The 21,791-nt window shown below is 57.8% G+C and carries 21 protein-coding genes; 3 read left to right on the top strand and 18 right to left on the bottom strand.

Annotated features, from left to right (window positions below; genetic code table 11):
* Nucleotides 1–18 precede the first annotated feature (18 nt).
* From H8699_RS11790 to ruvC, 12 genes are all read right to left on the bottom strand, one after another.
* Nucleotides 19–1,068 (bottom strand): type IV pilus twitching motility protein PilT, encoded by a 1,050-nt coding sequence (locus H8699_RS11790; RefSeq protein ID WP_249285857.1) that lies wholly within the window; start codon nt 1,066–1,068, stop codon nt 19–21.
* A 12-nt stretch (nt 1,069–1,080) separates the two neighbouring features.
* The gene (locus H8699_RS11785; protein ID WP_249285945.1) at nt 1,081–2,748 is read right to left on the bottom strand and encodes a GspE/PulE family protein; all 1,668 of its coding nucleotides are present in this window, start codon (nt 2,746–2,748) and stop codon (nt 1,081–1,083) included.
* Complete coding sequence (locus H8699_RS11780; protein WP_249285856.1) at nt 2,748–3,371, bottom strand: hypothetical protein; 624 nt, start codon at nt 3,369–3,371, stop codon at nt 2,748–2,750. The genes H8699_RS11785 and H8699_RS11780 overlap by 1 nt, the downstream gene beginning before the upstream one ends.
* Nucleotides 3,372–3,383: 12 nt before the next feature.
* Nucleotides 3,384–3,953, bottom strand: a complete 570-nt coding sequence (locus H8699_RS11775; RefSeq protein WP_249285855.1) for a hypothetical protein — start codon at nt 3,951–3,953, stop codon at nt 3,384–3,386.
* Nucleotides 3,954–3,966: 13 nt separating this feature from the next.
* Nucleotides 3,967–4,857 carry a type IV pilus biogenesis protein PilM gene (gene pilM / locus H8699_RS11770; protein WP_249285854.1) on the bottom strand — a complete coding sequence of 297 codons (891 nt, stop codon included), beginning with the start codon at nt 4,855–4,857 and terminating at the stop codon, nt 3,967–3,969.
* 30 nt (nt 4,858–4,887) lie between these two features.
* Complete coding sequence (locus H8699_RS11765; protein ID WP_249285853.1) at nt 4,888–6,093, bottom strand: type II secretion system F family protein; 1,206 nt, start codon at nt 6,091–6,093, stop codon at nt 4,888–4,890.
* Nucleotides 6,094–6,132: 39 nt separating this feature from the next.
* Entirely contained in the window at nt 6,133–6,900 is a 768-nt protein-coding gene (locus tag H8699_RS11760) for a prepilin peptidase (RefSeq protein ID WP_249285852.1), read from the bottom strand.
* A 104-nt stretch (nt 6,901–7,004) separates the two neighbouring features.
* Complete coding sequence (locus H8699_RS12495) at nt 7,005–7,409, bottom strand: prepilin-type N-terminal cleavage/methylation domain-containing protein (protein WP_283244232.1); 405 nt, start codon at nt 7,407–7,409, stop codon at nt 7,005–7,007.
* A 316-nt stretch (nt 7,410–7,725) separates the two neighbouring features.
* Nucleotides 7,726–8,751, bottom strand: a complete 1,026-nt coding sequence (queA, locus tag H8699_RS11750; RefSeq protein WP_249285851.1) for a tRNA preQ1(34) S-adenosylmethionine ribosyltransferase-isomerase QueA — start codon at nt 8,749–8,751, stop codon at nt 7,726–7,728.
* A gap of 18 nt (nt 8,752–8,769) precedes the next feature.
* On the bottom strand, nt 8,770–9,810 hold the full coding sequence (ruvB, locus tag H8699_RS11745; RefSeq protein WP_138295693.1) for a Holliday junction branch migration DNA helicase RuvB: 1,041 nt from the start codon (nt 9,808–9,810) through the stop codon (nt 8,770–8,772).
* 27 nt (nt 9,811–9,837) lie between these two features.
* On the bottom strand, nt 9,838–10,446 hold the full coding sequence (ruvA, locus tag H8699_RS11740; RefSeq protein WP_249285850.1) for a Holliday junction branch migration protein RuvA: 609 nt from the start codon (nt 10,444–10,446) through the stop codon (nt 9,838–9,840).
* 21 nt (nt 10,447–10,467) lie between these two features.
* On the bottom strand, nt 10,468–10,962 hold the full coding sequence (gene ruvC / locus H8699_RS11735; RefSeq protein WP_138295691.1) for a crossover junction endodeoxyribonuclease RuvC: 495 nt from the start codon (nt 10,960–10,962) through the stop codon (nt 10,468–10,470).
* A gap of 240 nt (nt 10,963–11,202) precedes the next feature.
* Here ruvC and H8699_RS11730 point away from each other — a divergent pair, with 240 nt between their 5' ends.
* From H8699_RS11730 to H8699_RS11720, 3 genes are all read left to right on the top strand, one after another.
* Nucleotides 11,203–12,417 (top strand): argininosuccinate synthase, encoded by a 1,215-nt coding sequence (locus H8699_RS11730; RefSeq protein WP_249285849.1) that lies wholly within the window; start codon nt 11,203–11,205, stop codon nt 12,415–12,417.
* 1 nt (nt 12,418) lies between these two features.
* Complete coding sequence (gene argH, locus H8699_RS11725) at nt 12,419–13,801, top strand: argininosuccinate lyase (protein WP_249285848.1); 1,383 nt, start codon at nt 12,419–12,421, stop codon at nt 13,799–13,801.
* A gap of 204 nt (nt 13,802–14,005) precedes the next feature.
* Complete coding sequence (locus H8699_RS11720) at nt 14,006–15,001, top strand: polysaccharide deacetylase family protein (protein WP_249285847.1); 996 nt, start codon at nt 14,006–14,008, stop codon at nt 14,999–15,001.
* A gap of 97 nt (nt 15,002–15,098) precedes the next feature.
* Here the strand turns inward: H8699_RS11720 and H8699_RS11715 are convergent, their stop codons facing one another.
* From H8699_RS11715 to H8699_RS11690, 6 genes are all read right to left on the bottom strand, one after another.
* On the bottom strand, nt 15,099–15,476 hold the full coding sequence (locus H8699_RS11715; RefSeq protein ID WP_147518803.1) for a VOC family protein: 378 nt from the start codon (nt 15,474–15,476) through the stop codon (nt 15,099–15,101).
* A 286-nt stretch (nt 15,477–15,762) separates the two neighbouring features.
* Nucleotides 15,763–16,719, bottom strand: a complete 957-nt coding sequence (locus H8699_RS11710; RefSeq protein ID WP_249285846.1) for a glycoside hydrolase family 43 protein — start codon at nt 16,717–16,719, stop codon at nt 15,763–15,765.
* 321 nt (nt 16,720–17,040) lie between these two features.
* Nucleotides 17,041–18,384: a sn-glycerol-1-phosphate dehydrogenase gene (locus H8699_RS11705; RefSeq protein WP_249285845.1), complete on the bottom strand. Its 1,344-nt coding sequence runs from the start codon at nt 18,382–18,384 to the stop codon at nt 17,041–17,043.
* Between the two features lie 203 nt (nt 18,385–18,587).
* Nucleotides 18,588–19,673 carry a LacI family DNA-binding transcriptional regulator gene (locus tag H8699_RS11700; protein ID WP_249285844.1) on the bottom strand — a complete coding sequence of 362 codons (1,086 nt, stop codon included), beginning with the start codon at nt 19,671–19,673 and terminating at the stop codon, nt 18,588–18,590.
* A gap of 130 nt (nt 19,674–19,803) precedes the next feature.
* On the bottom strand, nt 19,804–20,805 hold the full coding sequence (locus H8699_RS11695) for a 2-dehydro-3-deoxygalactonokinase (RefSeq protein ID WP_249285843.1): 1,002 nt from the start codon (nt 20,803–20,805) through the stop codon (nt 19,804–19,806).
* A gap of 210 nt (nt 20,806–21,015) precedes the next feature.
* The gene (locus tag H8699_RS11690; protein ID WP_330605239.1) at nt 21,016–21,780 is read right to left on the bottom strand and encodes an SDR family oxidoreductase; all 765 of its coding nucleotides are present in this window, start codon (nt 21,778–21,780) and stop codon (nt 21,016–21,018) included.
* Nucleotides 21,781–21,791 lie beyond the last annotated feature (11 nt).

The following is a 21,791-nucleotide window of genomic DNA, read 5'->3' as shown; positions in this document are numbered from 1 at the left end:
TCCAAGTATTAATATCGCTCAATCCAGGTACTGGCGCAGGTCGCCGGCATCCGCTGCGTACTGCAGCGCGGTCTCCCGGGTGATCTTGCCCTGGCGGACTAAGGCGGCCAGGCTGGCGCTTAATGTATGCATCCTCTGCGCCCCTCCGGATTGCATCAGCGTACCCAGCTGGTGGCATTTGTTCTCGCGGATCAGGTTACCCACCGCATCGGTGCCGATCAATATCTCGGTAGCGACCGTGCGCCCTCCGCCCGAGGCCAGCGGCAACAGCTGCTGAGTGATTACCCCCCGCAAGATCAGCGAAAGCTGCGTGCGCATCTGCTGCTGTCCCTGAGGCGGGCAGGTATCCACAATCCGGTCAATGGTCTGCGCAGCGCCGGTGGTGTGCAAAGTCGAAAGCACCAGGTGCCCGGTCTCCGCCGCGGTAACGGCGGTAGAAATCGTCTCATAATCCCGCATCTCGCCCACCAGAATGATATCCGGGTCCTCACGCAGCGCAGAGCGCAGGGCGCTGGCAAAGGAGGGGACGTTTTCCCCCACTTCGCGCTGGTGTACCATCGCCCTGTTTTGCGCAAAAACATATTCGATCGGATCTTCCACCGTCAGGATATGCGCCGGGCGGGTACGGGATAGGTGGTCGATCATCGCGGCCAGCGTGGTAGACTTACCGCTGCCCGTTGGGCCGGTCACCAGGATCAGCCCCCGGGGCTGATCGGCCAGCTGCTGTACCGCAGGCGGCAGGTTCAGCTCCGCCAGGGTAGGGATATGGTCGCTGAGCAGGCGGATAGCCGCCGCCAGGCCCAACCGGTGGCGGTAAATGTTCACCCGTTGGCGCGTTCCATCGGGTGCCTGCCAAGCAAAGTCCTGATCCTCCCCGCGCTCCAGCGCCTCTTGTCTGCGCGCATCACACAGAGAAAGGATCATCTCCCGCACCTGCCCCTCCTCCAGCGCTGCGCTGCAGGGCACCAGGCTCCCGTGCAGGCGCAGCGAGACCGGCATTCCCTCTGTTAGGTGGATATCGGAGCAGCCCTGCTCCCGCGCGATGGCAATCAGCGCGTCAATGGTCATTTTGCTTTCCTCCTAATCGGCATAATAGGATACCTTGTAATATTCTTCCATCGTGGTCACGCCCCCAAGCACCAGGTCCCGCGCCGCATCCTTCAGCGTAACAAACTGCTGATGCGCGCGCACATATCCGGCGATATCGTCCATCGGCGCCTCTTCGGTAATTAGGCGGCGCAGCCCCTTATCGATCAGCACTACCTCATGCACGGCCGTGCGCCCCCGGTATCCGGTGTCATTGCACATATGGCAGCCCGCACCCCTTTTGAGGGATACCATCCGGTCCACCCCCAGCGCCTGGCGCTCTGTCAGGTCTGCTGTATAGCTTTCCCCGCAATAGGGGCAAACCTTGCGCATCAGCCGCTGGGCTACCAGGCCCACCAGCGAGTTGGCTACCAGATAGGATGGGATGCCCATATCCCGCAGGCGGACGATGGAAGAGATCGCATCGTTGGTATGCAGGGTCGAAAGCACCAGATGCCCCGTGATGGCCGCGCGCACGGAGATCGAGGCCGTTTCGCTGTCCCGCGTTTCGCCCACCATGATAATATCCGGGTCCTGGCGCAGCAGCGCCCGCAGGCCCCGCTCAAATGTCAGCCCCGCCACGGTATTGACCTGCATCTGGTTTACCCGCGCCAGGTTGCGCTCCACCGGGTCCTCAATGGTGGAGATATTGACCATGCGCTGGGCCAGCTTCTCTAGCACCATATAAAGCGTGGTGGTCTTGCCCGAGCCCGTAGGGCCGGTGATATAGATTATGCCATGGGGCGAGGCCAGCATATGGCCGAACTTGTCGTAATTATCCTGCGTCATGCCATAGCGCTGTGCATCGTCCACCACGGCTTTGGCCAGCAGAAAGCGGATCACCGCCTTTTCGCCAAATACGGTGGGGATGATAGACACGCGGGCGTTGATCTCCACCCCTTCTACCGTGGTGCGGAAATGCCCGTCCTGAGGCAGCCGGCGCTCGGCTATATCCAGGTTTGAAAGGATCTTGATGCGGGCGATCAGCGACTGGAGCAGGGAGCTGGAGAGCGTGACATAGTCGGTGATCACGCCGTCCATGCGCATGCGCACCGCTACGTGTTCCTCAAAGGGCTCGATGTGGATATCGCTGGCGTTGATGCTGTATCCCCGCATCAAAAGGCTGTTGAGCACCTGTACCACCGGCGCGGCCTCGTCCGTATCCTCGGCGGCCTCTACCGGTTCGGCCGTAACGGCGGCATTAGCCCAGGTCGCCGTAGCCCGCGCGTCGATCTCCGCATAATAGTATTCGATCGCCCGGTCGATATTGGCCGTCACATCCAGCAATATTTCCGGCGTCAGCTGTGTCAGTTGACGTACGTCTTCTATGGCATAGAAATTCAGCGGATCGCTCATGACGATGGCGATCCGGCTGCCCTTTAGCGCCACGGCGATGAGATTATACCGCTGCGCCAGCGCCTTGGGGATCTTTTCCACCGCGGCCACATCTACCTGATAGGTGCCAAGGTCCACCATCTGAAGGTTCATGCGCAGGGCAAGCGCCTCTAGCATCTGCTTTTCCGTTACAAAGCCCAGCTCGATCAGGATCGCGCCCAGGCGCTTATCGCCATGCTGTTTCTGGTAATCCAGCGCATGCCCCAGCTGCTCCTCGGTGATATAGCCGTACTGGCGCAGCACTTCGCCAATGGGTATATTTTTCATCACGGGTTTACCTCCCCCTCCGGCAGCAGCGCTTGATCCAGCATCAGGATCTCAAAGCCGATATTCATCGTCATCTGACCGGTCTGCTCTGCAGCGCCAAGGGTATTGCCGCCGCCTCTGGGCTGCAGGTTATAATCGCAGATCCGTACGCCGTATAAACCCTGCACCTGGTCGGCCAGGCGCACAAAATCATCCATCGTCCCGCTGGCCACCACGCGCACCTGCCTCACGGCAAGCGCCTCGCTCTTTTCGGCATCCTGCGCTTGTGCTTCCTCGTTTAAATCCTTCATTTCGATCGAGAGCGCTTCCGCGGTCAATCCCTGCCCTGTCAATATCCCCGTAAGGTAGGTATCCAGCTGGTCGTTTGACATGGGCTGCAAAAAGCGCCCTTCCAATTCCCTGATCCGCGCGCGGTCCTCGTCCAGCGTCTGCTTCACGCCATCCACCAGCGTCAGGGCCTGGGCCATGTTGGCCTGGCGCACCTGCTGCTCGCCGATCACTTCATCCGCCGCGTCGATAGCATCCAGCGTGGGGCGGATCGCCAGCATCACCAGCCCTACGACCAGAAGCAGGGTGACCATGATATAGATCAGCACCTTTTCGCGTTTTGAAAGTTTTGCCATATCCACCCTCCCCTAATCCTGCGCAGCGTACAGTGCGCAGCCGATGGTGCAGGTATAGCTGCCATCCGCGGCGCTGTTGTAGCCGGTATAGTCGATCGCATAAAAAAGCCCGGTATCCCGCAGCTTTTGCACCGCTTGGGGCATGACCTCGGCAGAGGCCGCCTTGGCGCCTAGCTGCAGCGTCACACCGTCATAGTGGTAGGATTGGATGGTAAAATCCGCATCCGTGCAGGCCGCCACCTTGCCAAACAGTTCCTGGTCTAAAGTGGGATAGGCAGCCTGCCCCTGCGCAGATGCTTGTAAGGCGTCCGCCGCCTGGGCCAGCGTATCCCGCTGTGCGGTAAGAGCCAGCGCCTCCTCATAGGCCGGCATATGCCGGTCGATATAACCTTCCAACTGGTCTAATTGCTGGTTTTTTCCGGCTAACGCGATCTGCAATACTGCAAATACCGCCAGCAAAACCACGCATATCCCCGCCAGCGGGGCGATATAGGCTGCCCTGCGGCGGAGCCGCGGCCGGTCGACCGTCTTTTCGCGGTGGTAGCTGGCTATAAAATTAATATCTTTACGCTGGCCTATCATTGGCAGCTCCCCCCTAAAAATCAAATAGATTGCCGGCGGCGTAGGCATAATCTGCCATATCAAAGCCGTCCGGGGCGTCGATCTCGCATCCGCCTTGGGATAGCTGGCCGACCCTGAGCCCGAATGCACGGCAAACCTCGGCCTGCAGTTCCCGCTCCTGGGGCCGCAGCCCTGCCAGGTACAAGTGCGTGACCGCTTCGCCGCTTTTTTGGGATTGGTTAAACTGGATCAGCGTGGATACCGCGCGTTCCACCTCGGCCTGCAGCCCCTCGCTCCCCCGTTCGGCCAACAGCCGCGAACGGTTGGCAAAGCGAAACTGCCCCTTTACAAAGACGGCGGCCCCCAGCACATTGCCATCCAGCACCATGATAATAAAGGTCTGTTCCCGCAGCGCAGGTAAATTGCGCACCAGCTTGATCTGGCTGTCCAGCGCCGTATTGACCGCGCCAAGGGCAATGCCGCTCTCTTTTAAAAGCTGCACATAGCTCTCTACCATCTCCCGCTTGACCGCGCACAGCAGCGCCTCTACGCCGCCTTCCTGCGCCCGCGGCTGCAGCACCGCATAATCGCACAGCAACTCCTGCGCGTTCTCCATATCCGCAAACTCTCCCCGTACCAGCTCCAGCATTCTTTTGGGCCGCAGGGCGGGCAGGCGCATCTGTTTATAATAAATCGCGCTAGAGTCGATGCACAGCCGCACATTTTGCCATTTCAGGCTGGGATAATCCCTGCGCAGCTGCTCTAAAGCCGCACGCAGCGCCCGCTCATCGGTGATAACGCCATTGATCATCACGCCTTCCGGCAGCGGGGTGGCGGCATGCGTCTGTATCTTCAAGCCCCGTCTCCCCGCCTCGCCCATGACGACCTGCACGCGCTCATTAGCAATATAAATCGAGGTAATCATACTTGCTCTCCCTTCAGAAAATAGCCCGGTCTACATGCCGCCGGAGGCGCCGATCGTATCATAGAGCGAAAGCAGCGGCAGCATCACCGATATAATGATCGACCCGATGACCACCGCCAAAATAATGATCAGGCAGGGTTCCACCAGCGCCGTCAGCCGGCTGATAGCCATCTCCGCTTCATAGTCAAAATTATCCGCCGTTGCGCTTAGCATATCGTCCAGCTGGCCGGTCTCCTCGCCGATCTGTACGCTGGCGGCCAGTTTGCTGTCAAATCCGTCGATCTTGGAGAGCGCGCCCGACAGCGATTCGCCCGAGCGCACGGCCCGTATGGCCTCAGGGAATTGCGCCTCAATATAGACGTTGCCCACCGTGCTGCGGGCGTTTTGTAGCGCGTTCATGATTGAGATGCCGCTGGCGTATAACGAGCTGAGCGATTCGGCAAAGCGCGCCGTATAGATAATGCGCATCAGCCTGCCTATCCCGGGGAAGTGTACCTTCCACCGGTGTAGCCGCATTTTGACCACCGGAATGCGGATCACCGTCTGCACGAGCAGGACCGCCAGCAAAATACCGATCAATACCCAGATCCAGTTTTGCCGCATGCCATTGCTCAGGTTGAGCATGAATTGGGTAATGCCCGGCATCGGCGCATCGATCCCTTCAAATACCGTAAAAAACTTGGGCAGCACTAATAGAAAGATCAGCATCACCACAATAAAAGTTACGATGATCAGCAGTACCGGGTAAATCATGGCGTTTTTGACCTTGCGGTTGAGCCGGTAGTTTTTTTCGTAATGCCCGGCCATCTTTTGGCTGGTCAGGTCCAACCTGCCGCTGGCCTCGCTGGCCCGGTACATGTTGATCAGCAGTTCTGGAAAGACATCCCCCTGCTGGGCCATGGCCTCCGAAAGCACCAACCCCTGCTGCAGGCAGCGCTGCAAATTCAAATACACCGTTTTGACCTTTTCGGGTATATCCCGCCCCGCCATGATGCCGATCGCCCGGATCAGCGGCACGCCAGAGGAAAGCATGGTGCCCAGTTCCCGGCAAAACTCCGATAGCTGGCGGGGTTTGAGGCGATAGCCATTTTGCCGCGCCTGGGTCTCCTCGCACTCCAAAAGATAAAGCTCCTGCTCGCGCAACAGCTCGCGCAGCGCCGGTTCGCTGGCGGCACGTAAGATGCCGCGTACCGGCTTGCCATCGATCCGTCTGGCGCGATAGCGATAATCAGGCATGTTCCTAACTCCTTTGTCCCTTTTAATGTGCGGGCGGTTCTAAATAAACAGCGACAGGTAGGCGTGCAGCACCGGCTCTCCTGCCAGAAGCGCCAAGGCTACGCCTGCAGCAAGAAAGGGCCCGAAGGCAATCGTATCCTTCCGCCCTTTTTTATGGGTCGCTAACAGGTAAGCTCCATAGCCGCCCGCCGTAAGCAGGGCGAAAAACGTGCCTACCAATATCTGCTGCCAGCCCAAAAGCAGGCCGCAGACCGCCATTAATTTTATATCTCCCCCGCCGAAGCTGTTTTTGATCAGCAGCGCCATCGCCAGCATGGGCAGGCTGACGGCTACAAGGCCGATCCCCCGCGATAGCAGCGAAACCTCGGGGAATACCCCTATCGCCGCCAGGGCGGGAACGGCCAGCGCGAGCACCAAACCGTTAGGGATCTCCTGGGTGTCCCAATCGATCAGGGCGACGGCCAGTAAAACCGCGCAGGACGAAAAGGCTATAAGCGCGGCAAGCGTATAGCCATGGACCCACACGCAGGCCAGCGCCACAGCGCCGGACAGCGCCTCTACCGCCGGATAGCGCGGGGATATCTTTTCTTTGCAAAACCGGCACCGGCCCTTCAGGCAGAAAAAGCTGAGCACCGGGATCATATCGTAAGCTTTCAGGGTTTTTCCGCAGGCCGGGCAGAAAGACCGGCCTTTGACCATATCCAGCTTGCGCGGCAGCCGGTAGGCCACCACATTTATAAAACTGCCGGTACAGCTGCCGAATAAAAAGGCAAACAACCCTAAAACTCCGTAAGCTACAAATTCCATTTTTTCTCCACGGCATTTGGCGCCGCAAGCCCAAAGTCTTCCCATATACGATAAGAGCGGCTTAAAGCCTTAAGCCGCTCTGTACCCTCTCTTAGAAAAATGGACTAAGAAACCGTATACGGGTCGTCCGCCGTGGAACTGTATGTTACTGTTTTATTGCCGGAAGACTTCATCTCAAACGCTGTGACCTTACCGTCGGTTACGGTCATACTCGTCACAGTAGCGCCAACATCAGCCAATGATTGAATCTGGTTGATATAATCGCTATGTGTACTCGGGGTCATCGTTACCGTAGCCGAGTCAAACGCCTTGTAATTCTCCGATACAATCGTCTGGCCTGCAACCAGTATCGTCCGCCCTTCGACCACCGCGGTCTTATCCTCTGCCTTGTTGATCCAGCCGATCATGGAGGGGACCATGATCGCGGCCAGGATCGCCAAGATCACGACCACCACGATAACTTCGACCAGGGTAAAACCTTTTTTGTTGTTTCTTGCTTTGAGTGCCATCTCCATCAGAAACCTACCTCCAACAATGTCATATTGTAAATCAGGATGCCTGAGTACTCCTCCTCTACCAAACGATAATCTATATCAAAGTCTAATAAGTCTTAGTGTCAATCATACTGCGTCCGCCATCATATTGCAAGAGAATGTAAAAAAATGTGAAAAACCAGAAAAATGAACTATCCGGTCGAATAACTCATCTTTCTGGCTTATCCTTCACCACAGACGCTTTAGCGGCCCATATTCAATTATCTCGCGCCAAAATGCTTCGCATATAGAGCTGCCTGGCCGCCTAAACTGCGCCAATAATGCTGCACGGCTATAGCAGCAGCTGCGCCGAACCAAACGAGAAGAACTGGTATCCTTCTTGAACGGCGATTTTATAGGCATTTAAAATCTGTTCTCTGGACGCAAAAGCGCTGACCAGCATTAAAAGCGTGGATTCGGGCAGGTGGAAGTTAGTAATCAGCGCGTCCACCACTTTGAACTTGTAGCCCGGCATGATAAAGATCTCCGTCCAACCGCTGCCGGCATGCACCACGCCTGCCTCGTCGGCCACGCTCTCCAGCGTCCGCACGGAGGTGGTCCCTACGGCAAAGATCTTATTGCCGCGGGCATGCGCTGCATTGATCTGATCTGCCGCTTCGGGCGATACCTCGTAATACTCGCTGTGCATATGGTGGTCTTCCACATGCTCTTCTTTGACGGGACGGAAGGTGCCCAGGCCTACGTGCAGCAGGATCGGGACGATCTCGACGCCCTTTTGCTTCACCTTATCCAGCAGCTCCGGGGTAAAGTGCAGCCCGGCTGTGGGCGCGGCGGCAGAACCATCGTACTTGGCATACACGGTCTGGTAGCGGTCGCGATCCTCCAGCCGTTCGTGGATATAGGGGGGCAGCGGCATCTGTCCCAGACGCTCTAGCACCTGCTCAAACACGCCTTCGTAGCTAAAGCGCACGATGCGCCCGCCCTCGTCCGCATGGCCGATGATCTCTGCCACCAGCTCTCCGTTGCCAAATTCAAAGCGCGCCCCCACCGGCGCCTTTTTGCCCGGCTTTAAGATAACCTCCCACTCGTCCCGGCTGAGGCGTTTGAGCAGTAAAAACTCGATCTTCCCGCCGGTACCCACCTTTCGGCCGTACAGCCTGGCGGGAATCACGCGCGTATGGTTGACTACCAACACGTCGCCGGGGCTCAAATACTCCAATATATCGTAAAAATGCCGGTGCTCGATGCGATCCTGCGCCCGGTGTACCACCATCAGCCGCGAGGCGTCCCGCGGCTCCATGGGTTTTTGGGCGATCAGCTCCTGGGGCAGGTCGTAATAAAAATCGCTTTTATTCAAAGGCGTCGCTCTCCATTTCTAATCCGCTAATAAAGTCGTCTGCGTGCGCTCTTCCACATGATCCGGGGCCACATAACCCATATGCCGGTAGGCCAGCGCCGTGCATATCCGCCCCCGCGGCGTGCGGGAGATAAAGCCCAGCTGCATCAGGTACGGCTCGTACACATCCTCAATGGTGGAGGTCTCCTCCCCCGTGGTGGCGCCCAAAGTATCCAAGCCCACCGGGCCGCCGCCAAATTTGCAGATGATGGCCTCGAGGATCCTGCGGTCCGTCTGGTCCAGACCCAGCGCGTCTACCTCCAACAGGTTCAGCGCCTCGTCTGCCACCGGGCGGGTGATGACCCCATCAGCCTTGACCTCGGCAAAGTCCCGCACGCGCTTTAACAGCCGGTTGGCGATGCGGGGCGTACCCCGGGAGCGGCGGGCGATCTCGGTTGCGCCCGCAGGCTCGATGGAAATATCCAGTATTTTAGCCGAGCGCCGCACGATAGTGCTCAGGTCTTCATCGTCGTAAAGCTCCAGACGGTTGGTGATGCCAAACCGGTCCCGCAACGGCCCGGTCAGCATGCCCGCGCGAGTCGTCGCCCCCACCAGCGTGAACTTGGGCAGGTCCAGCCGGATCGAACGGGCACTGGGGCCCTGCCCCAGCATGATATCCAGCGCAAAATCCTCCATGGCTGGGTAGAGCACCTCTTCAACACTATGGTTAAGACGATGAATCTCGTCGATAAACAGCACGTCACCCTCGGCCAGGTTGGTGATCAGCCCCGCCAGATCCTTGGGCTTTTCGATGGCCGGGCCGGAGGTCACGCGGATGCTGGTGCCCATCTCATTGGCGATGATATTAGCCAGGGTAGTCTTCCCCAATCCGGGCGGGCCGTACAGCAATACGTGATCCAGCGGTTCGTGCCGGTTGCGCGCCGCCTCGATAAAAATCTTCAGTTTTTCCTTAACCTTTTGCTGCCCCACATACTCCTCGATGCTGCGCGGGCGCAGGCTGTACTCCGCCTCGTCGTCCTCCCGCAGCCCGGGGCTGATAATGCGATCCTCTTCCTGCATCTTGCTTCTCCCTTAAATTGATAACCGCTATTTCGCGCGCCCGTCCAGCCTGCGCAGCGCCAGCAGCACCAGATCCTCCACCCGGTCTGCCTTGCCTTCCAGGGCGCGGATGGCCTTGGCCGCTTCCGCGCTTTGATACCCCAGCGCAATCAGCGCCTGTACGGCCTCGCCCTCTACGGTCGCGCCGGAAATCCCCTCGGGCGCCGCCTCACCGGCGGTGGCGGCCAGCTCTTCGTTGTTGATCTTTTCCTTGAGCTCCAGGCAAAGCCGCTGGGCCGTCTTCTTCCCCACGCCCGGCACACCGCTAAGCCTTGCTGCGTCCCCGGTGACCAGGGCCACGGCAAGGTCGCTCACCGTCAGGTTGGAAAGCACCGCCAGCGCCAGCTTGGGCCCTACGCCCGAGACGCCGATCAGCCGGTCAAACATCTTTTTTTCTTCCAGACTGGCAAAGCCATAGAGCACCATGGCGTCTTCTCGCACGGCCAGATAGGTATAGATGCGCGCTTTTTGTCCCACCGGGCCTGCCGCGGCAATGGCCGAAGCCGTCGCCATGATCAGATACCCCACGCCGCCGGCGTTGATAACGATGGAATCCAAACTTTTTTCTTCGATTTTCCCCTCAATAAATGCGTACATAAACTTTCCTTTATATGAATATTACTTGATTTTGAACAGTTGCTGGCTGTTTGCGCTGTGCGCATGACAGATAGCCACCGCCAGCGCGTCCGCCGCGTCGTCCGGCTTGGGGATATCCGGCAGGTTCAGCAGCACCTTGACCATCTGCTGCACCTGGTTCTTTTCCGCCCTTCCGTACCCCACCACGCCCTGTTTGATCTGCAAGGGCGTGTATTCAAAAAGCTGTTCACTCTCCTGGGCCGCGGCCAGCAGCGCCACGCCGCGCGCCTGGCCTACGGTGATGGCCGTCTTGGCGTTTTTGGCAAAGAACAGTTCTTCAAAGGCAATCGCCTCGGGCTGAAAGAGCATCAGCAGCTTTTTCATTCCGTTATACACCTGCTCCAGCCGCTGGGGCAGTGGCATCCCCGCGGGCGTGGTCAGCACGCCGTTTTCAATATGCTTTAGCCTTGAACCCTGGGATTCGATCACGCCGTAGCCTACGATCGCAATTCCCGGGTCGATCCCTAAAATCCTCAAAACAGCCCTCCATCCCGCGTTTTTTACCCGTTGGGGAATTGATAATCCCCGCCCGGTTTGCTATAGTAATCTTATGCTTTTTGCAAAAGCTTGTCAACGCGGGAAAAGCGGCCGTTCATAAAATCGTCACAAGAATTTTCCCTTCCGCTATTGCATAAGTAATCATGGTTATGTATAATTATATAAAATTCGACGAAAACGGGCGCGCGCCCGTTCAATATTTAGGAGGCGAGTTTTGCTATGGCAAAAGAAAAAGTAATCTTAGCGTACTCCGGCGGACTGGATACCTCGATCATCATCCCGTGGCTCCAAGAGAACTACGATTATGAGGTCATCGCCGTTGCAGCGGATGTGGGGCAGGGCGAAGAGCTGGAGCCCTTAAACGAAAAGGCCATCCGTACCGGCGCCAGCAAGATTTATATTGAAGATCTGCGCGAAGAGTTTGTGACGGATTTTATCTATCCCACCATGAAGGCCGGCGCGGTGTACGAGGGCAAATACCTGCTGGGTACTTCCATCGCCCGCCCGCTGATCGCCAAACGTCTGGTGGAGATCGCCGAAAAAGAGGGCGCTGTAGCCATCTGCCATGGCTGCACCGGCAAGGGTAACGATCAGGTTCGCTTTGAGCTGACCATCAAAGCCCTGGCGCCTCACCTGAAGATCATCGCCCCCTGGCGGATCTGGGATATCAAATCCCGCGAGGAAGAGATCGAGTACGCCCAGGCCCGCGGGATCGACGTGCCGGTCACCAAAAAGCGCCCCTATTCCATGGACCGTAACCTGTGGCACTTAAGCCATGAGGGCGCGGATCTTGAAGACCCCTGGAACGCGCCGAAGGACGAGCTGTATATGATCTGCACCCCGCCGGAAAAGGCGCCGGATACCCCCACTTACGTGGAGATCGAGTTTGAAAAAGGCGTCCCGGTCAAGATCGACGGGAAGGCGCTCTCGCCGCTGGAAATTATGGATAAGCTCAACGCCCTGGGCGCGGCTAACGGCATCGGCATCGACGACATCGTGGAAAACCGCCTGGTGGGCATGAAATCCCGCGGCGTGTACGAGACCCCGGGCGGAACCATTTTGTACGCCGCCCATAAAGAGCTGGAGTACCTTACGCTGGATCGGGCCACGCAGCACTACAAAGAGACCATGGCCGTGCGCTATGCCGAGCTGGTCTACGACGGCTGCTGGTACACCCCGCTGCGCGAGGCCATGGCTGCGTTTGTGGATTCCACCCAGGAGACCGTCACCGGCACGGTCCGGCTGAAGCTGTACAAAGGCAACTGCGTGCCCGCGGGCTGCAAATCCCCTTATTCCCTGTACAGCGAGGAGTTTGCTACCTTTGGCGAAGACGAGGTCTACAACCAGAAGGATTCCGAAGGCTTTATCAACCTGTTCGGCCTGCCGCTTAAAGTTCGCGCGCTGATGATGGAGAACCTGAAAGGAAACAAGTAAGATGAAGCTTTGGGGCGGACGCTTTCAAAAACAGACCGATGCGATGGTGGACGACTTCCACTCCTCCATCTCCTTTGACTGGCGGCTGTACCGCCAGGATATCGCCGGCAGCATCGCCCATGCCACCATGCTGGGCGAGCAGGGGATCATCCCCCAGGAGGATGCGCAGGCGATCTGCCAGGGTCTAAAGGGTATCTTATCGGATATCGAGGCGGGCAAGGTCGACTTTGAGATCGATGCCGAAGATATCCATATGAATATCGAAAAGCTGCTGACCGAGCGCATCGGCCAGGCGGGCAAGCGGCTGCATACCGGCCGCAGCCGTAACGACCAGGTGGCGCTGGATATGCGCATGTACTGCAAGGACAGCATACGCCAAGCCGTATTCGAGCTGAAAAAACTGTGCCAGTGCATTTTAGATACCGCCGCGCAGCATTTGGAGACCATCATGCCCGGCTATACCCACCTGCAAAAGGCGCAGCCCATCACCCTGGGCCACCACCTGATGGCTTATTTTGAGATGTTCAAGCGGGATATCACCCGCCTGCAGGATTGTTATGACCGTGTCGACGTGATGCCGTTGGGCGCAGGCGCCCTGGCCGGTACCACTTATGATTTGAACCGCGAGCGGGTCGCCCAGCTTTTGGGCTTTTCCGCTATCACGGCCAATAGCCTGGATGCGGTCAGCGACCGAGACTTTTGTATCGAGTTTGCCAGCTGCGTATCCATCGGTATGATGCACCTGTCCCGTTTTTGCGAGGAACTGGTGCTCTGGTCCAGCAACGAATTCCAGTTTGTGGAGATGGACGACGGGTTTTCCACGGGGTCGAGCATCATGCCCCAGAAGAAAAATCCGGATGTGGCGGAGCTGATCCGCGGCAAGTCCGGCCGGGTGTTTGGGGATCTGATGGCCCTGCTGACCGCTATGAAGGGCATCCCTCTTGCCTATAACAAGGATATGCAGGAGGATAAGGAGAACTTTTTTGACGCGCGGGATACCTACATCAAATGTTTGCAGGTTTTTTGCGGCATGTTCTCCACCCTGCGCTTTAATACTGACCGGATGCACGCCGGCGCGGGCGGCGGGTTTACCAATGCCACCGACGCGGCGGATTACCTGGTCAAAAAGGGACTGCCTTTCCGCGAGGCGCATGAGGTCATCGGCAAAATCGTGTTTTATTGCATCGAAAAGGGGCGCGCCATCAGCGAACTGACGCTGGAGGAGTTCCGCAGCTTTAGTCCTCTGTTTGGGGAGGATGTGTTCGAGGCTGTATCGCTGCTCACCTGTGTGCGCGAGCGCAAGGTGTCCGGCGGTCCAGCGCCGCAAAGCGTAAAGGCCCACATCGATGCGGCCCGCGCATGGCTGGATAGCCTATCTGAATAAAAAATTACCCGTTCAAAAGAGCTGCCCTTTAGGGCAGCTCTTTTTGTACCCAAAGCAGGCGGTTTAGCTGCAAAAATTTTACACCTATTACACCTGTTAAATATTTATCACGTTTCCGTCATAATCCCCCGAATATTGTCGAAGCATGCTATACTCAGGCTGTAAGCATGCTTAAATGAATACGAATGAAAAGGTTGAAAGTCTATGCTGCATACGAATGAAAAACTTCCCCGCGCTACGCGCCCCCGCCGGGGCAAGCACCGTAAAAAAACGGCTTTTCGGGTCATCCCGCTCCTGCTGTTTGTGCTGACTTTAACTTTTCTATCCATCCCCGCCGCCGTTCAGCCCAGCAGCGCCGGCAGGGTCGATTCCGGCATGCGCCAGCAGTATCTGGCCCTGGTTTCCAGCCAGCGCCAACCGTTAAAGAAGCTGGAGGCGCTCTCCACAGCCCCTAAAAGCGGCAAGCCCGTCCGGTTCGAGATGGACTATAAGCCGCTTCCAACACCTACCCCCACGCCCGCGTCGACGCCTACACCGGCTCCCCCGGCGCCTTCGGGCGGCGGCTCCTCCACCTTTACCGCTGGTGCCCCCGTTAAGGTCTTCCATGGGCCGCGCGGCCGGGGACGGGTGGCGATCACCTTTGACGATGGGTATCATTCCAGTGCCATCACCAAAATACTGGACGTGCTGGGGGCTAAAAACGTACATACCACCTTTTTCCCCACTGGACAGGCGCTGGGGCAAAATCACGCGCTATGGCAGCGCGCGGTGGCCGAGGGGCATGAGATCGGCAACCACACCATGACGCATCCCCGTCTGGATAAACTGGATGCCGCCGGTATCCGCAGCGAGTTGCAGGGGATGGAAAATCAGCTGCAAAAAGCCCTTGGGGGTAGCGCCCCCGCCCTGCGCTTTATGCGCCCGCCCTATGGCTGCGGCGGCTTTAAGGAGTCCGAAACCATTCTATCCGTATCAGGGCAGATGAACTATTCCGGTGTGATCATGTGGTCGGTCGATCCTAACGACTGCAAGACTAAGACCGCGCCGGCCCGCTTGCAGCACATCCTCGAGCGGGTCAAGGATGGGGATATCATCCTGCTGCACACCATCGATATGGACGCAGAGATCCTCTCTTCTCTGATCGATCAGCTGCGCGCCAAGGGGCTTGAGCCCGGCGGTATCGATTGGCTGTTCAGCTAAGCGCCCTTTACGCGCAATAGAGATTGTCACAATAAAAAAAGAAGCTATGCGCATCATAGCTTCTTTTTTATAACCGCGTATTTCCTAGGGAATGCCCTTACAGCTTCTGGCAGAATTCTACCTTTTCGGCGTTCGGTCCTTCGATGGTGAAAAAGCGCACGCCATTCTCCCAGAAGGGCAGCTGCTGCACGCCATCGCTGACCACTTTGTGGCCGGCCGCGGTGATCTCCGCATAGGTCTTGTCAATATCGCACACATCCAGCGCCACATGCTCGATAGCGCCAATGGCCTCAGGGGCGGTGCCGGTCTGATAGGTCTCGATCTGGACATTGGCCAGCTGCAAAAACGCGCAAGTGGGCTTGGGCTGGTGGACCACCTCAAAGCCTAACCCCTTGTAAAAAGCGATGGTCTTTTCAATGTCGTTGGTAGGCAGGCCAAAGTGCGCCAGCCCCTTTACGTACTGTGCTACGGACATTTCTTTCCCCTCCTGTCAATATTAGGCGGTCATTAGCCGTCTGCTTAAAACGTTTAGCCTTATTATACCACGGCCGCCAACCAAATTACATCCCACCGGGACAAACAATTTAGGGGGATAATTAGGCGGAAAGGATAACCCCTTCCGCCCTTTTTATATGCATTTGGATTATGCCCGGTTCTGTTGCACAGCCACGCGCTTTCCAGGGGCCTCAACCGAAAACTCCGGTATGGGCATGCCTGCCTTTGCCGTTTTCTCTTCTTGGCCCGGGCAGCTTCCTCTTCCCTTATCCGCGCACAAGTGCAGGCCCCAGCGCCAGCCCTGTCTCCGTCAGCCGGGCCGGGAATAGGCGCAGCCGCTCATCTGGGGCGCCGTTGGGCTGGTGCAGCGCCAGCACCAACTGTCCTTGCAGGGTGTGAAACAGCATGGCGTGCCCGCCGTCCCCAGTGAACAGGGCCTGCTCGCTCTGCTCCCATGGGCCCAGGACATTGCCGCTGGGGCTGCGGGATATGCCGGTGGTATAAATGCCCTCGCCGCCGGTACTCCAAAGCATGCACAGCCCACCGGACAGATCGTTAAACAAAAACGGCCCATCCGTCACATAAATCACCTTGTGATAGGGCGTATCCTCATAGCTCTCCACAAAATCTCCAGTGGCCCAAGGCGCATCGCTGCCCTTAAACAGGGTTACCGGCTCCCCCGCGGCGGCCCGCAGATCCTCCGTCAACGGCAGGGCCGCGATCGTTCCATCGATGATCTGCCGCCATTCATGGCAATAGATCATGTAAGGCTTTCCATCGGGGGCCACATACAAGGTTCCGTCCAGCGTCAGATCTTTGCGTGGGGTCACCGGCCCATGAGACCACGCCCGATAAGGCCCGGTCATCTCGTCTGCCACAAAGATCTGCGTGCCGCGTATCTCCCCCTCGCCCAATACGCCGGTGTCAATCGGTTCCTCGCCCCAGCGTCCCCAGGTGGTGACGAAAAGGTAATACCGTCCCTTGTACGCGTGCACCTCCGGCGCCCAGAACTGGTGGGGCGAAAAAAAGTTCGTATCCGGGCGAAAGGCGGCTTTGGGTTCCTCAAAGTGTATCAGGTCCTCGCTGCGCAGGTAATCCACACCCTCTCCGGGCCTGCCGTCGGTCCGCGCCAGGCGGTCGCTGGCGATCAAATAATAGCACCCATTTTCTTTGTCCGTCAGGATAAATGGATCCCTCACGCGCATGTCTTGGATATGCCGCATTGTTTTTCCCCCTCATATTTTTGTTTGAATAGCCAAGGTTGCACTGTATACGGCGCATCGCCATCGGCTCTTCATTTATCTCGATTTGGCGCTCAAGCCGCTCTTTATCCTTATTATACACGATGTTCCTATCAGCCTAAAGCGGTTAGCCTATTCATTGCGGCAATTCTCGTTTTTTCTCGATCAAGCGGTGTATTCTCCCTTATCCCGCCGGCCGTTCCTTCCAAACACTATTACCGCTGGATAAAATGCCGGCTATCCTTATAAACCTAAAAAAGCCCTCTGTTAACAGAGAGCTCTTTTTAGGTGCAACCGTCTATGCTAGCTTTCTAGCGCCGCTTGTGCCGCCTGCCGGCTCAAATTTAGATCAAAGAGCATTTGCAGCAGTCCAAAGCGGTTGCGCAACTCCTTAGCCGCCACAACGCTATCGGCAAACATCTGCTCATCCACCCCTACCTGCTGCGGCGCCACAGGCGCCCCCAAAAGCTGCAGGATCCGGGCGATCTCCCCGCTTGGCGGCAGCTGGACGGCGATTTCCTGCAGGGCATCCCACTTTTCAGCCATAGCATTCAGCTGCGCGCCTACCGCCTCCGGCCCGTTTTTGTGGGTAGCCGCTTCCAGGTCCAACACCGCTTGGGCACCCTCTCCGTACAGCGCGCGCATCCGCTCGCGCCAAGCTTCTTCGTCAAAGGCTAGCGCCCCAGCCTTTGCGGCCTCAAAATCGATTTTACGGGCAAAAAGCCACTCATACATTCGCAATACCGCTACCGTGCCGATACCTACCTTGATCCCGTGCAGTACGGCCTTGCGCCCCTGCGCGAGGAACTGCAGCTCCCAATAGTGGGATAGATGGTGTTCGCTGCCGGAGGCAGGCCGAGAATTGCCCGCAAAGGCCATGGCAATGCCGGAGAGCACCAGCGCCTCCATAACGCCGGCGATCGCCTCCGGATCGCGTGCCGGAACCCGGGGCGCCAGTTGCACAACGTAGTCGATAGCCTGGCGCATGATCGCCACGAGCTCCGGGCAGTAGTATTCCCCTTCGATCTCGCGGGCCATGGCCCAATCGCACAAGCAGGTATATTTACCCAAAATATCTCCCACGCCGGAGGCGATCATCTCCATGGGCGCCGCCTTCAAAATATCCGTATCCCCGATGACCGCGCAGGGCACATGCGCCGGATAGGTCACCTTCATGTGGTTTTCCATCAGGGCCGCCACCGAGGATACGAATCCGTCCATCGAAGGGGCGGTAGCCACCACGGCATAGGGCTTACTCATCTTAAAGCTGACGTACTTGGCTAGGTCGTTCAGCGTACCCGTTCCTACGGCCAGCAGCAGGTCGCAGGCTGCGTCAAAATTAAACAGGATCTGCCCCAGCACCTTTTCGTCCGGGACCGGCTCCGCATAGGGCAGGATATAGGCCGTATAAGCAACGCCCGCGCCTTCCAGCGCGCTTTGTAAAAGCGCACCCGCCGCCTGATAAGTCGTTTCGTCATACAATACGAAGGGCCGCGCGCAGCCCACGCTTTTTAAAATCTCCGGCACATCGTTTACCGCGCCTGGGCGGATCGCCACGGCTTTAAGGTGCGTGGCGTGGGTTTTGCCGCAGCTGCAAGCCCATTGACGGTTTAAATACTGTTCCAGTTGAAGTCCCTTTTCCATCATTCCATCCCCCTCCTATTGGTTAGCCTTATCATAGCACATGTTGCATTTGGCCGCTTAATAAAATCGGTTTCCGGCAGCAATTATTAGTAATAATTTCGCCTGGATCGTGACGTAAATTTATCCCCAATATCCCATTCACAGCAAAGCGGCGCACCTGTGCGCAAGGTACGCCGCTTTTTTAATAATAATTTTTGCTCCAAAACTTATTTTTCGGCAATCCGCACCGGGCCCGTGGTAGCCCGCGGCACCAGATAGGGTTCATACTCTACGTGGTAGTTGCTCGCAGTAAGGTCCCCCGGCACATCGGCGCCCGCCATCGCCAGTTTTTTAAAGACGATGTCCGCCGCGTCCCGTCCCTTATTCAGGGAAAAATGTTCAATGGTCGTCAGGCTCACGCTTTGCAGGCGCGCGGTCATGGTATTATCGCACCCGATGACCGATATATCCTGCGGGACCTTATAATGCAGCTGCAACAGCGCATCCAGCACTCCTAGGGCGACCATGTCGTTCAGCGCGGCAATCGCCGTGATATCCGGGTCCTGCGCCATCAGCTCACGGGTCAGCTCATAGCCGGTACGGTATTCGCGCTGCGCGTCATCCAGGCAATCCCCTTCCCCATGCGGCGCCTTGACCAGTACGCGCCCTTCCGACGCGCCGGCCTTAAACGCCTCTTCAAATCCCTCTGCACGGCGCAGCCGTGCGGGCTGCTGGGATTCGATATGCGTCGAGATAAAAGCCACCCGCCGGTGCCCCAGCTCCAGCAGGTGTTCGGCCATCAGTCTACCGGTCTTGGCGCTGTCCAGCGCTACCGCGTCGATATGTTTAAGCTCGCCCTGCGCCCCTACCAGCACCAAAGGGCAGCGCTGCGCCAGGGCCTCCGCACGCCGCTGGCACAGCGGATAGTACATATAGATCACGCCGGCCGGGCGCAGCGTCTCGATCCTTTCGAGATAATCCTCCTCTGCCTTGCGCACCCTGCCGGTATTGCAGACGATCACGCTGTAACCATGTTCGCGCGCGCCTTCTTCCACGCCCTGTATCAACGTCGTATAATAGGGGTTAACCAGCGAAGGGCAAAGCACCATCAGCAGCTTTTGCGCCGTATAGGTCTTTTTAGCGCGCCGGCGGGGCCGGTGATAGTGCAGCTCCTGCGCTGCGCGCTCCACCTTCTCCACCGTTGCCCTGGAAAAAGAGGTATTGTACTTTTTGTTAAGGATCATCGAAACCGTCGTCTGGGATACGCCCACAGCTTTGGCGATATCCGATGATGTGACCCGTTTTTTTCTCAAAATTCTCCCTACCCTTACCGTTTGACAAAATGTGCAGTACTATTATACCCGAAATCTGCCCGCGCCGCCAGCCCCGCGCACAGGAAAAGGCCGCCAGAGCTTTGGCGGCCCGATTGTAAAGGCGGTTACCTCAAATATAGTTTCCCTGCCGCAGGATCTCCAACGCCCCCATGGTAGAAAGCGGCAGCTCTCCATCGCCATCAAACATAGCGACCTCTCCAAATCCGCCGTCCATGGCCAGCGCATCAGCCAGGGCCCGGCTCATAGTGCCCGTGCCGCAGACCACGGTGTGCCCCGTGCCTCGGCCTTTTAACCACTGCTCTGCCGCCTGCACATCTCCCTGGATCACAGTGCCCAAGATATAATTGGCGATCTTTGTCTTATCCTTAATGGCAAATTGGTTCAGGATCCGGCCCAGAAACGCCGCGCGGCCAAGGCCATACTTTTCCGCTTCTTTATAGCCGGCTGCCATCAGCTCCGGGTCGTAATCTCCTGGCGCAACAAATTGACGTCCTACCGCATCGGCTAAGATGGTATCCTGCGTGATGGCGCTGAGCAACTCCCCGGCGATGGTGGTCAGGCTGCCTGTGATCTGCCTTGCACGATCCACCGCCACAAATTTGGTATGCGAGCCCGGCAAAACCAGCAGCATAGGCTCTCCCCGGTGCAGCTGGGCGATCACAGCCACGCTTTCTACTTCCTCGCCTCGCATGATATCCATATCCTCAAAGTTATCAAGGCCGATAGGCCCCTGGGCGCTTTTGATGCCGGGGATAAACCAAATGGGGCAATCGCACACCTCCGGCAAAGTAATTGTCCGCACATTCTCCGCCAGGGTCTTGGCGTCTGCAGGCGCGCATATATGCGGCACCTCCACCAAACCCACGTTTGAGGTGATCATTCCGCTGGCCACGATGCCGCCAAGGTCCGCCATCAGCAGCCCGCGGTTGGTAAGCAGGGCTTTAATGCAGCCCTTGACCGCCTCGCGCAGTTTATGGTTATCCCCGTCGATAGCGGTATTGCGCACGCCCACGGCGGCCTTTTGCAGGCCGATCAGCTTGCCTTCCTGATCCAGCAGCGCGGCCCGCGTGTTGGTCGTACCAGCATCAATGGCGATCAAAAATTTTTCCATATCGCGGCCTTCCTTTCCTCAATCACAGCTCAAAGCGGAAATACCGCACAGCTGCACAGGCGCCCGCGAGGAGAACGTCCATACAGCTTTGCGGCTCCAGCCCGCCCATTGCGGAACCCCGGCGCACAAATGATCCCTCTCCCGGCGGCACGCCTACCCTCCACGGGGCGTAGCGCCGTCCATCGGCCCGGGGCGAAACTTGCTTGATCGCTACATGCCCATGTAGCCGCCGTCCACCACCAGTACGTGCCCGCTGACGTAATCCGATGCCGCAGAGGCCAAAAATACCACCGGTCCCATCATATCCTCCGGCTTGCCCCACTCTTTACAAGGCAGGCGATCCATGATCTTGCGGCTGCGCTCCGGGTTGTTGATCAGTGCGGTATTCATGTCCGTCGCGATATAGCCCGGCGCAATGGCGTTTACGCAGATTCCCTTGCCCCGCCAATCGTTAGACAGCGCCTTGGTCAACTGCGCCACAGCGCCCTTGGCCGCCGTATAAGCCGGGATGGTCGTCCCTCCGAAAAAGCTGGTCAGCGACGCCATGTTAATGATCTTCCCCGCGCCCTGACGCAGCATGACCTGCCCGGCCTTTTGCGCCAGAATAAAGACTGCGTCAAGGTTCAGGCGTATCACCTGATCCCAATCCTCCAAGGGGAATTCTTCCGGCGGGTGGCGCAGGTTGATGCCCGCGTTGTTCACCAGAATATCCAGCCGTCCATTAAAGGCTGAGAGCACCTCGTCAAATACCCGGTCGATCTCCTCGCGCCTGGCCAGGTCTGCCACAAAGGGCAGCGCCCTTTCCCCGGTGGGATCGATCTGTTCGCAGGTCTCCTTCACGGTTTCATGCAGGCCGACCAGGGCCACCGTCGCGCCATGGTCGTATAAAGCCTGGGCCATCGCGCGCCCCATCCCACGGGCGGCGCCGGTCACCAGGGCAAACTTACCCGTTAGGTCAAACAATTCCATCGGCATATTCCCGCTCC

Origin of the sequence: Luoshenia tenuis, assembly GCF_014384745.1 — a bacterium.
In the GTDB taxonomy this organism is placed as follows: Bacteria; Bacillota; Clostridia; order Christensenellales.
This window is presented reverse-complemented; position numbering and strand designations above follow the sequence as displayed.

What these genes read in the sequence shown, in the direction of transcription:
- H8699_RS11730 (WP_249285849.1), top strand. Translation starts at nt 11,203, where the DNA reads ATGGCAAAAGAAAAAGTAATCTTAGCGTACTCCGGCGGACTGGATACC.
- H8699_RS11775 (WP_249285855.1), bottom strand. Translation starts at nt 3,953, where the DNA reads ATGATAGGCCAGCGTAAAGATATTAATTTTATAGCCAGCTACCACCGC.
- argH (WP_249285848.1), top strand. Translation starts at nt 12,419, where the DNA reads ATGAAGCTTTGGGGCGGACGCTTTCAAAAACAGACCGATGCGATGGTG.
- ruvB (WP_138295693.1), bottom strand. Translation starts at nt 9,810, where the DNA reads ATGCAGGAAGAGGATCGCATTATCAGCCCCGGGCTGCGGGAGGACGAC.
- H8699_RS11690 (WP_330605239.1), bottom strand. Translation starts at nt 21,780, where the DNA reads ATGCCGATGGAATTGTTTGACCTAACGGGTAAGTTTGCCCTGGTGACC.
- H8699_RS11720 (WP_249285847.1), top strand. Translation starts at nt 14,006, where the DNA reads ATGCTGCATACGAATGAAAAACTTCCCCGCGCTACGCGCCCCCGCCGG.
- pilM (WP_249285854.1), bottom strand. Translation starts at nt 4,857, where the DNA reads ATGATTACCTCGATTTATATTGCTAATGAGCGCGTGCAGGTCGTCATG.
- H8699_RS11790 (WP_249285857.1), bottom strand. Translation starts at nt 1,068, where the DNA reads ATGACCATTGACGCGCTGATTGCCATCGCGCGGGAGCAGGGCTGCTCC.
- H8699_RS11715 (WP_147518803.1), bottom strand. Translation starts at nt 15,476, where the DNA reads ATGTCCGTAGCACAGTACGTAAAGGGGCTGGCGCACTTTGGCCTGCCT.
- H8699_RS11780 (WP_249285856.1), bottom strand. Translation starts at nt 3,371, where the DNA reads ATGGCAAAACTTTCAAAACGCGAAAAGGTGCTGATCTATATCATGGTC.
- ruvA (WP_249285850.1), bottom strand. Translation starts at nt 10,446, where the DNA reads ATGTACGCATTTATTGAGGGGAAAATCGAAGAAAAAAGTTTGGATTCC.
- H8699_RS12495 (WP_283244232.1), bottom strand. Translation starts at nt 7,409, where the DNA reads ATGGCACTCAAAGCAAGAAACAACAAAAAAGGTTTTACCCTGGTCGAA.
- H8699_RS11765 (WP_249285853.1), bottom strand. Translation starts at nt 6,093, where the DNA reads ATGCCTGATTATCGCTATCGCGCCAGACGGATCGATGGCAAGCCGGTA.
- H8699_RS11710 (WP_249285846.1), bottom strand. Translation starts at nt 16,719, where the DNA reads ATGCGGCATATCCAAGACATGCGCGTGAGGGATCCATTTATCCTGACG.
- H8699_RS11760 (WP_249285852.1), bottom strand. Translation starts at nt 6,900, where the DNA reads ATGGAATTTGTAGCTTACGGAGTTTTAGGGTTGTTTGCCTTTTTATTC.
- H8699_RS11705 (WP_249285845.1), bottom strand. Translation starts at nt 18,384, where the DNA reads ATGATGGAAAAGGGACTTCAACTGGAACAGTATTTAAACCGTCAATGG.
- H8699_RS11695 (WP_249285843.1), bottom strand. Translation starts at nt 20,805, where the DNA reads ATGGAAAAATTTTTGATCGCCATTGATGCTGGTACGACCAACACGCGG.
- H8699_RS11785 (WP_249285945.1), bottom strand. Translation starts at nt 2,748, where the DNA reads ATGAAAAATATACCCATTGGCGAAGTGCTGCGCCAGTACGGCTATATC.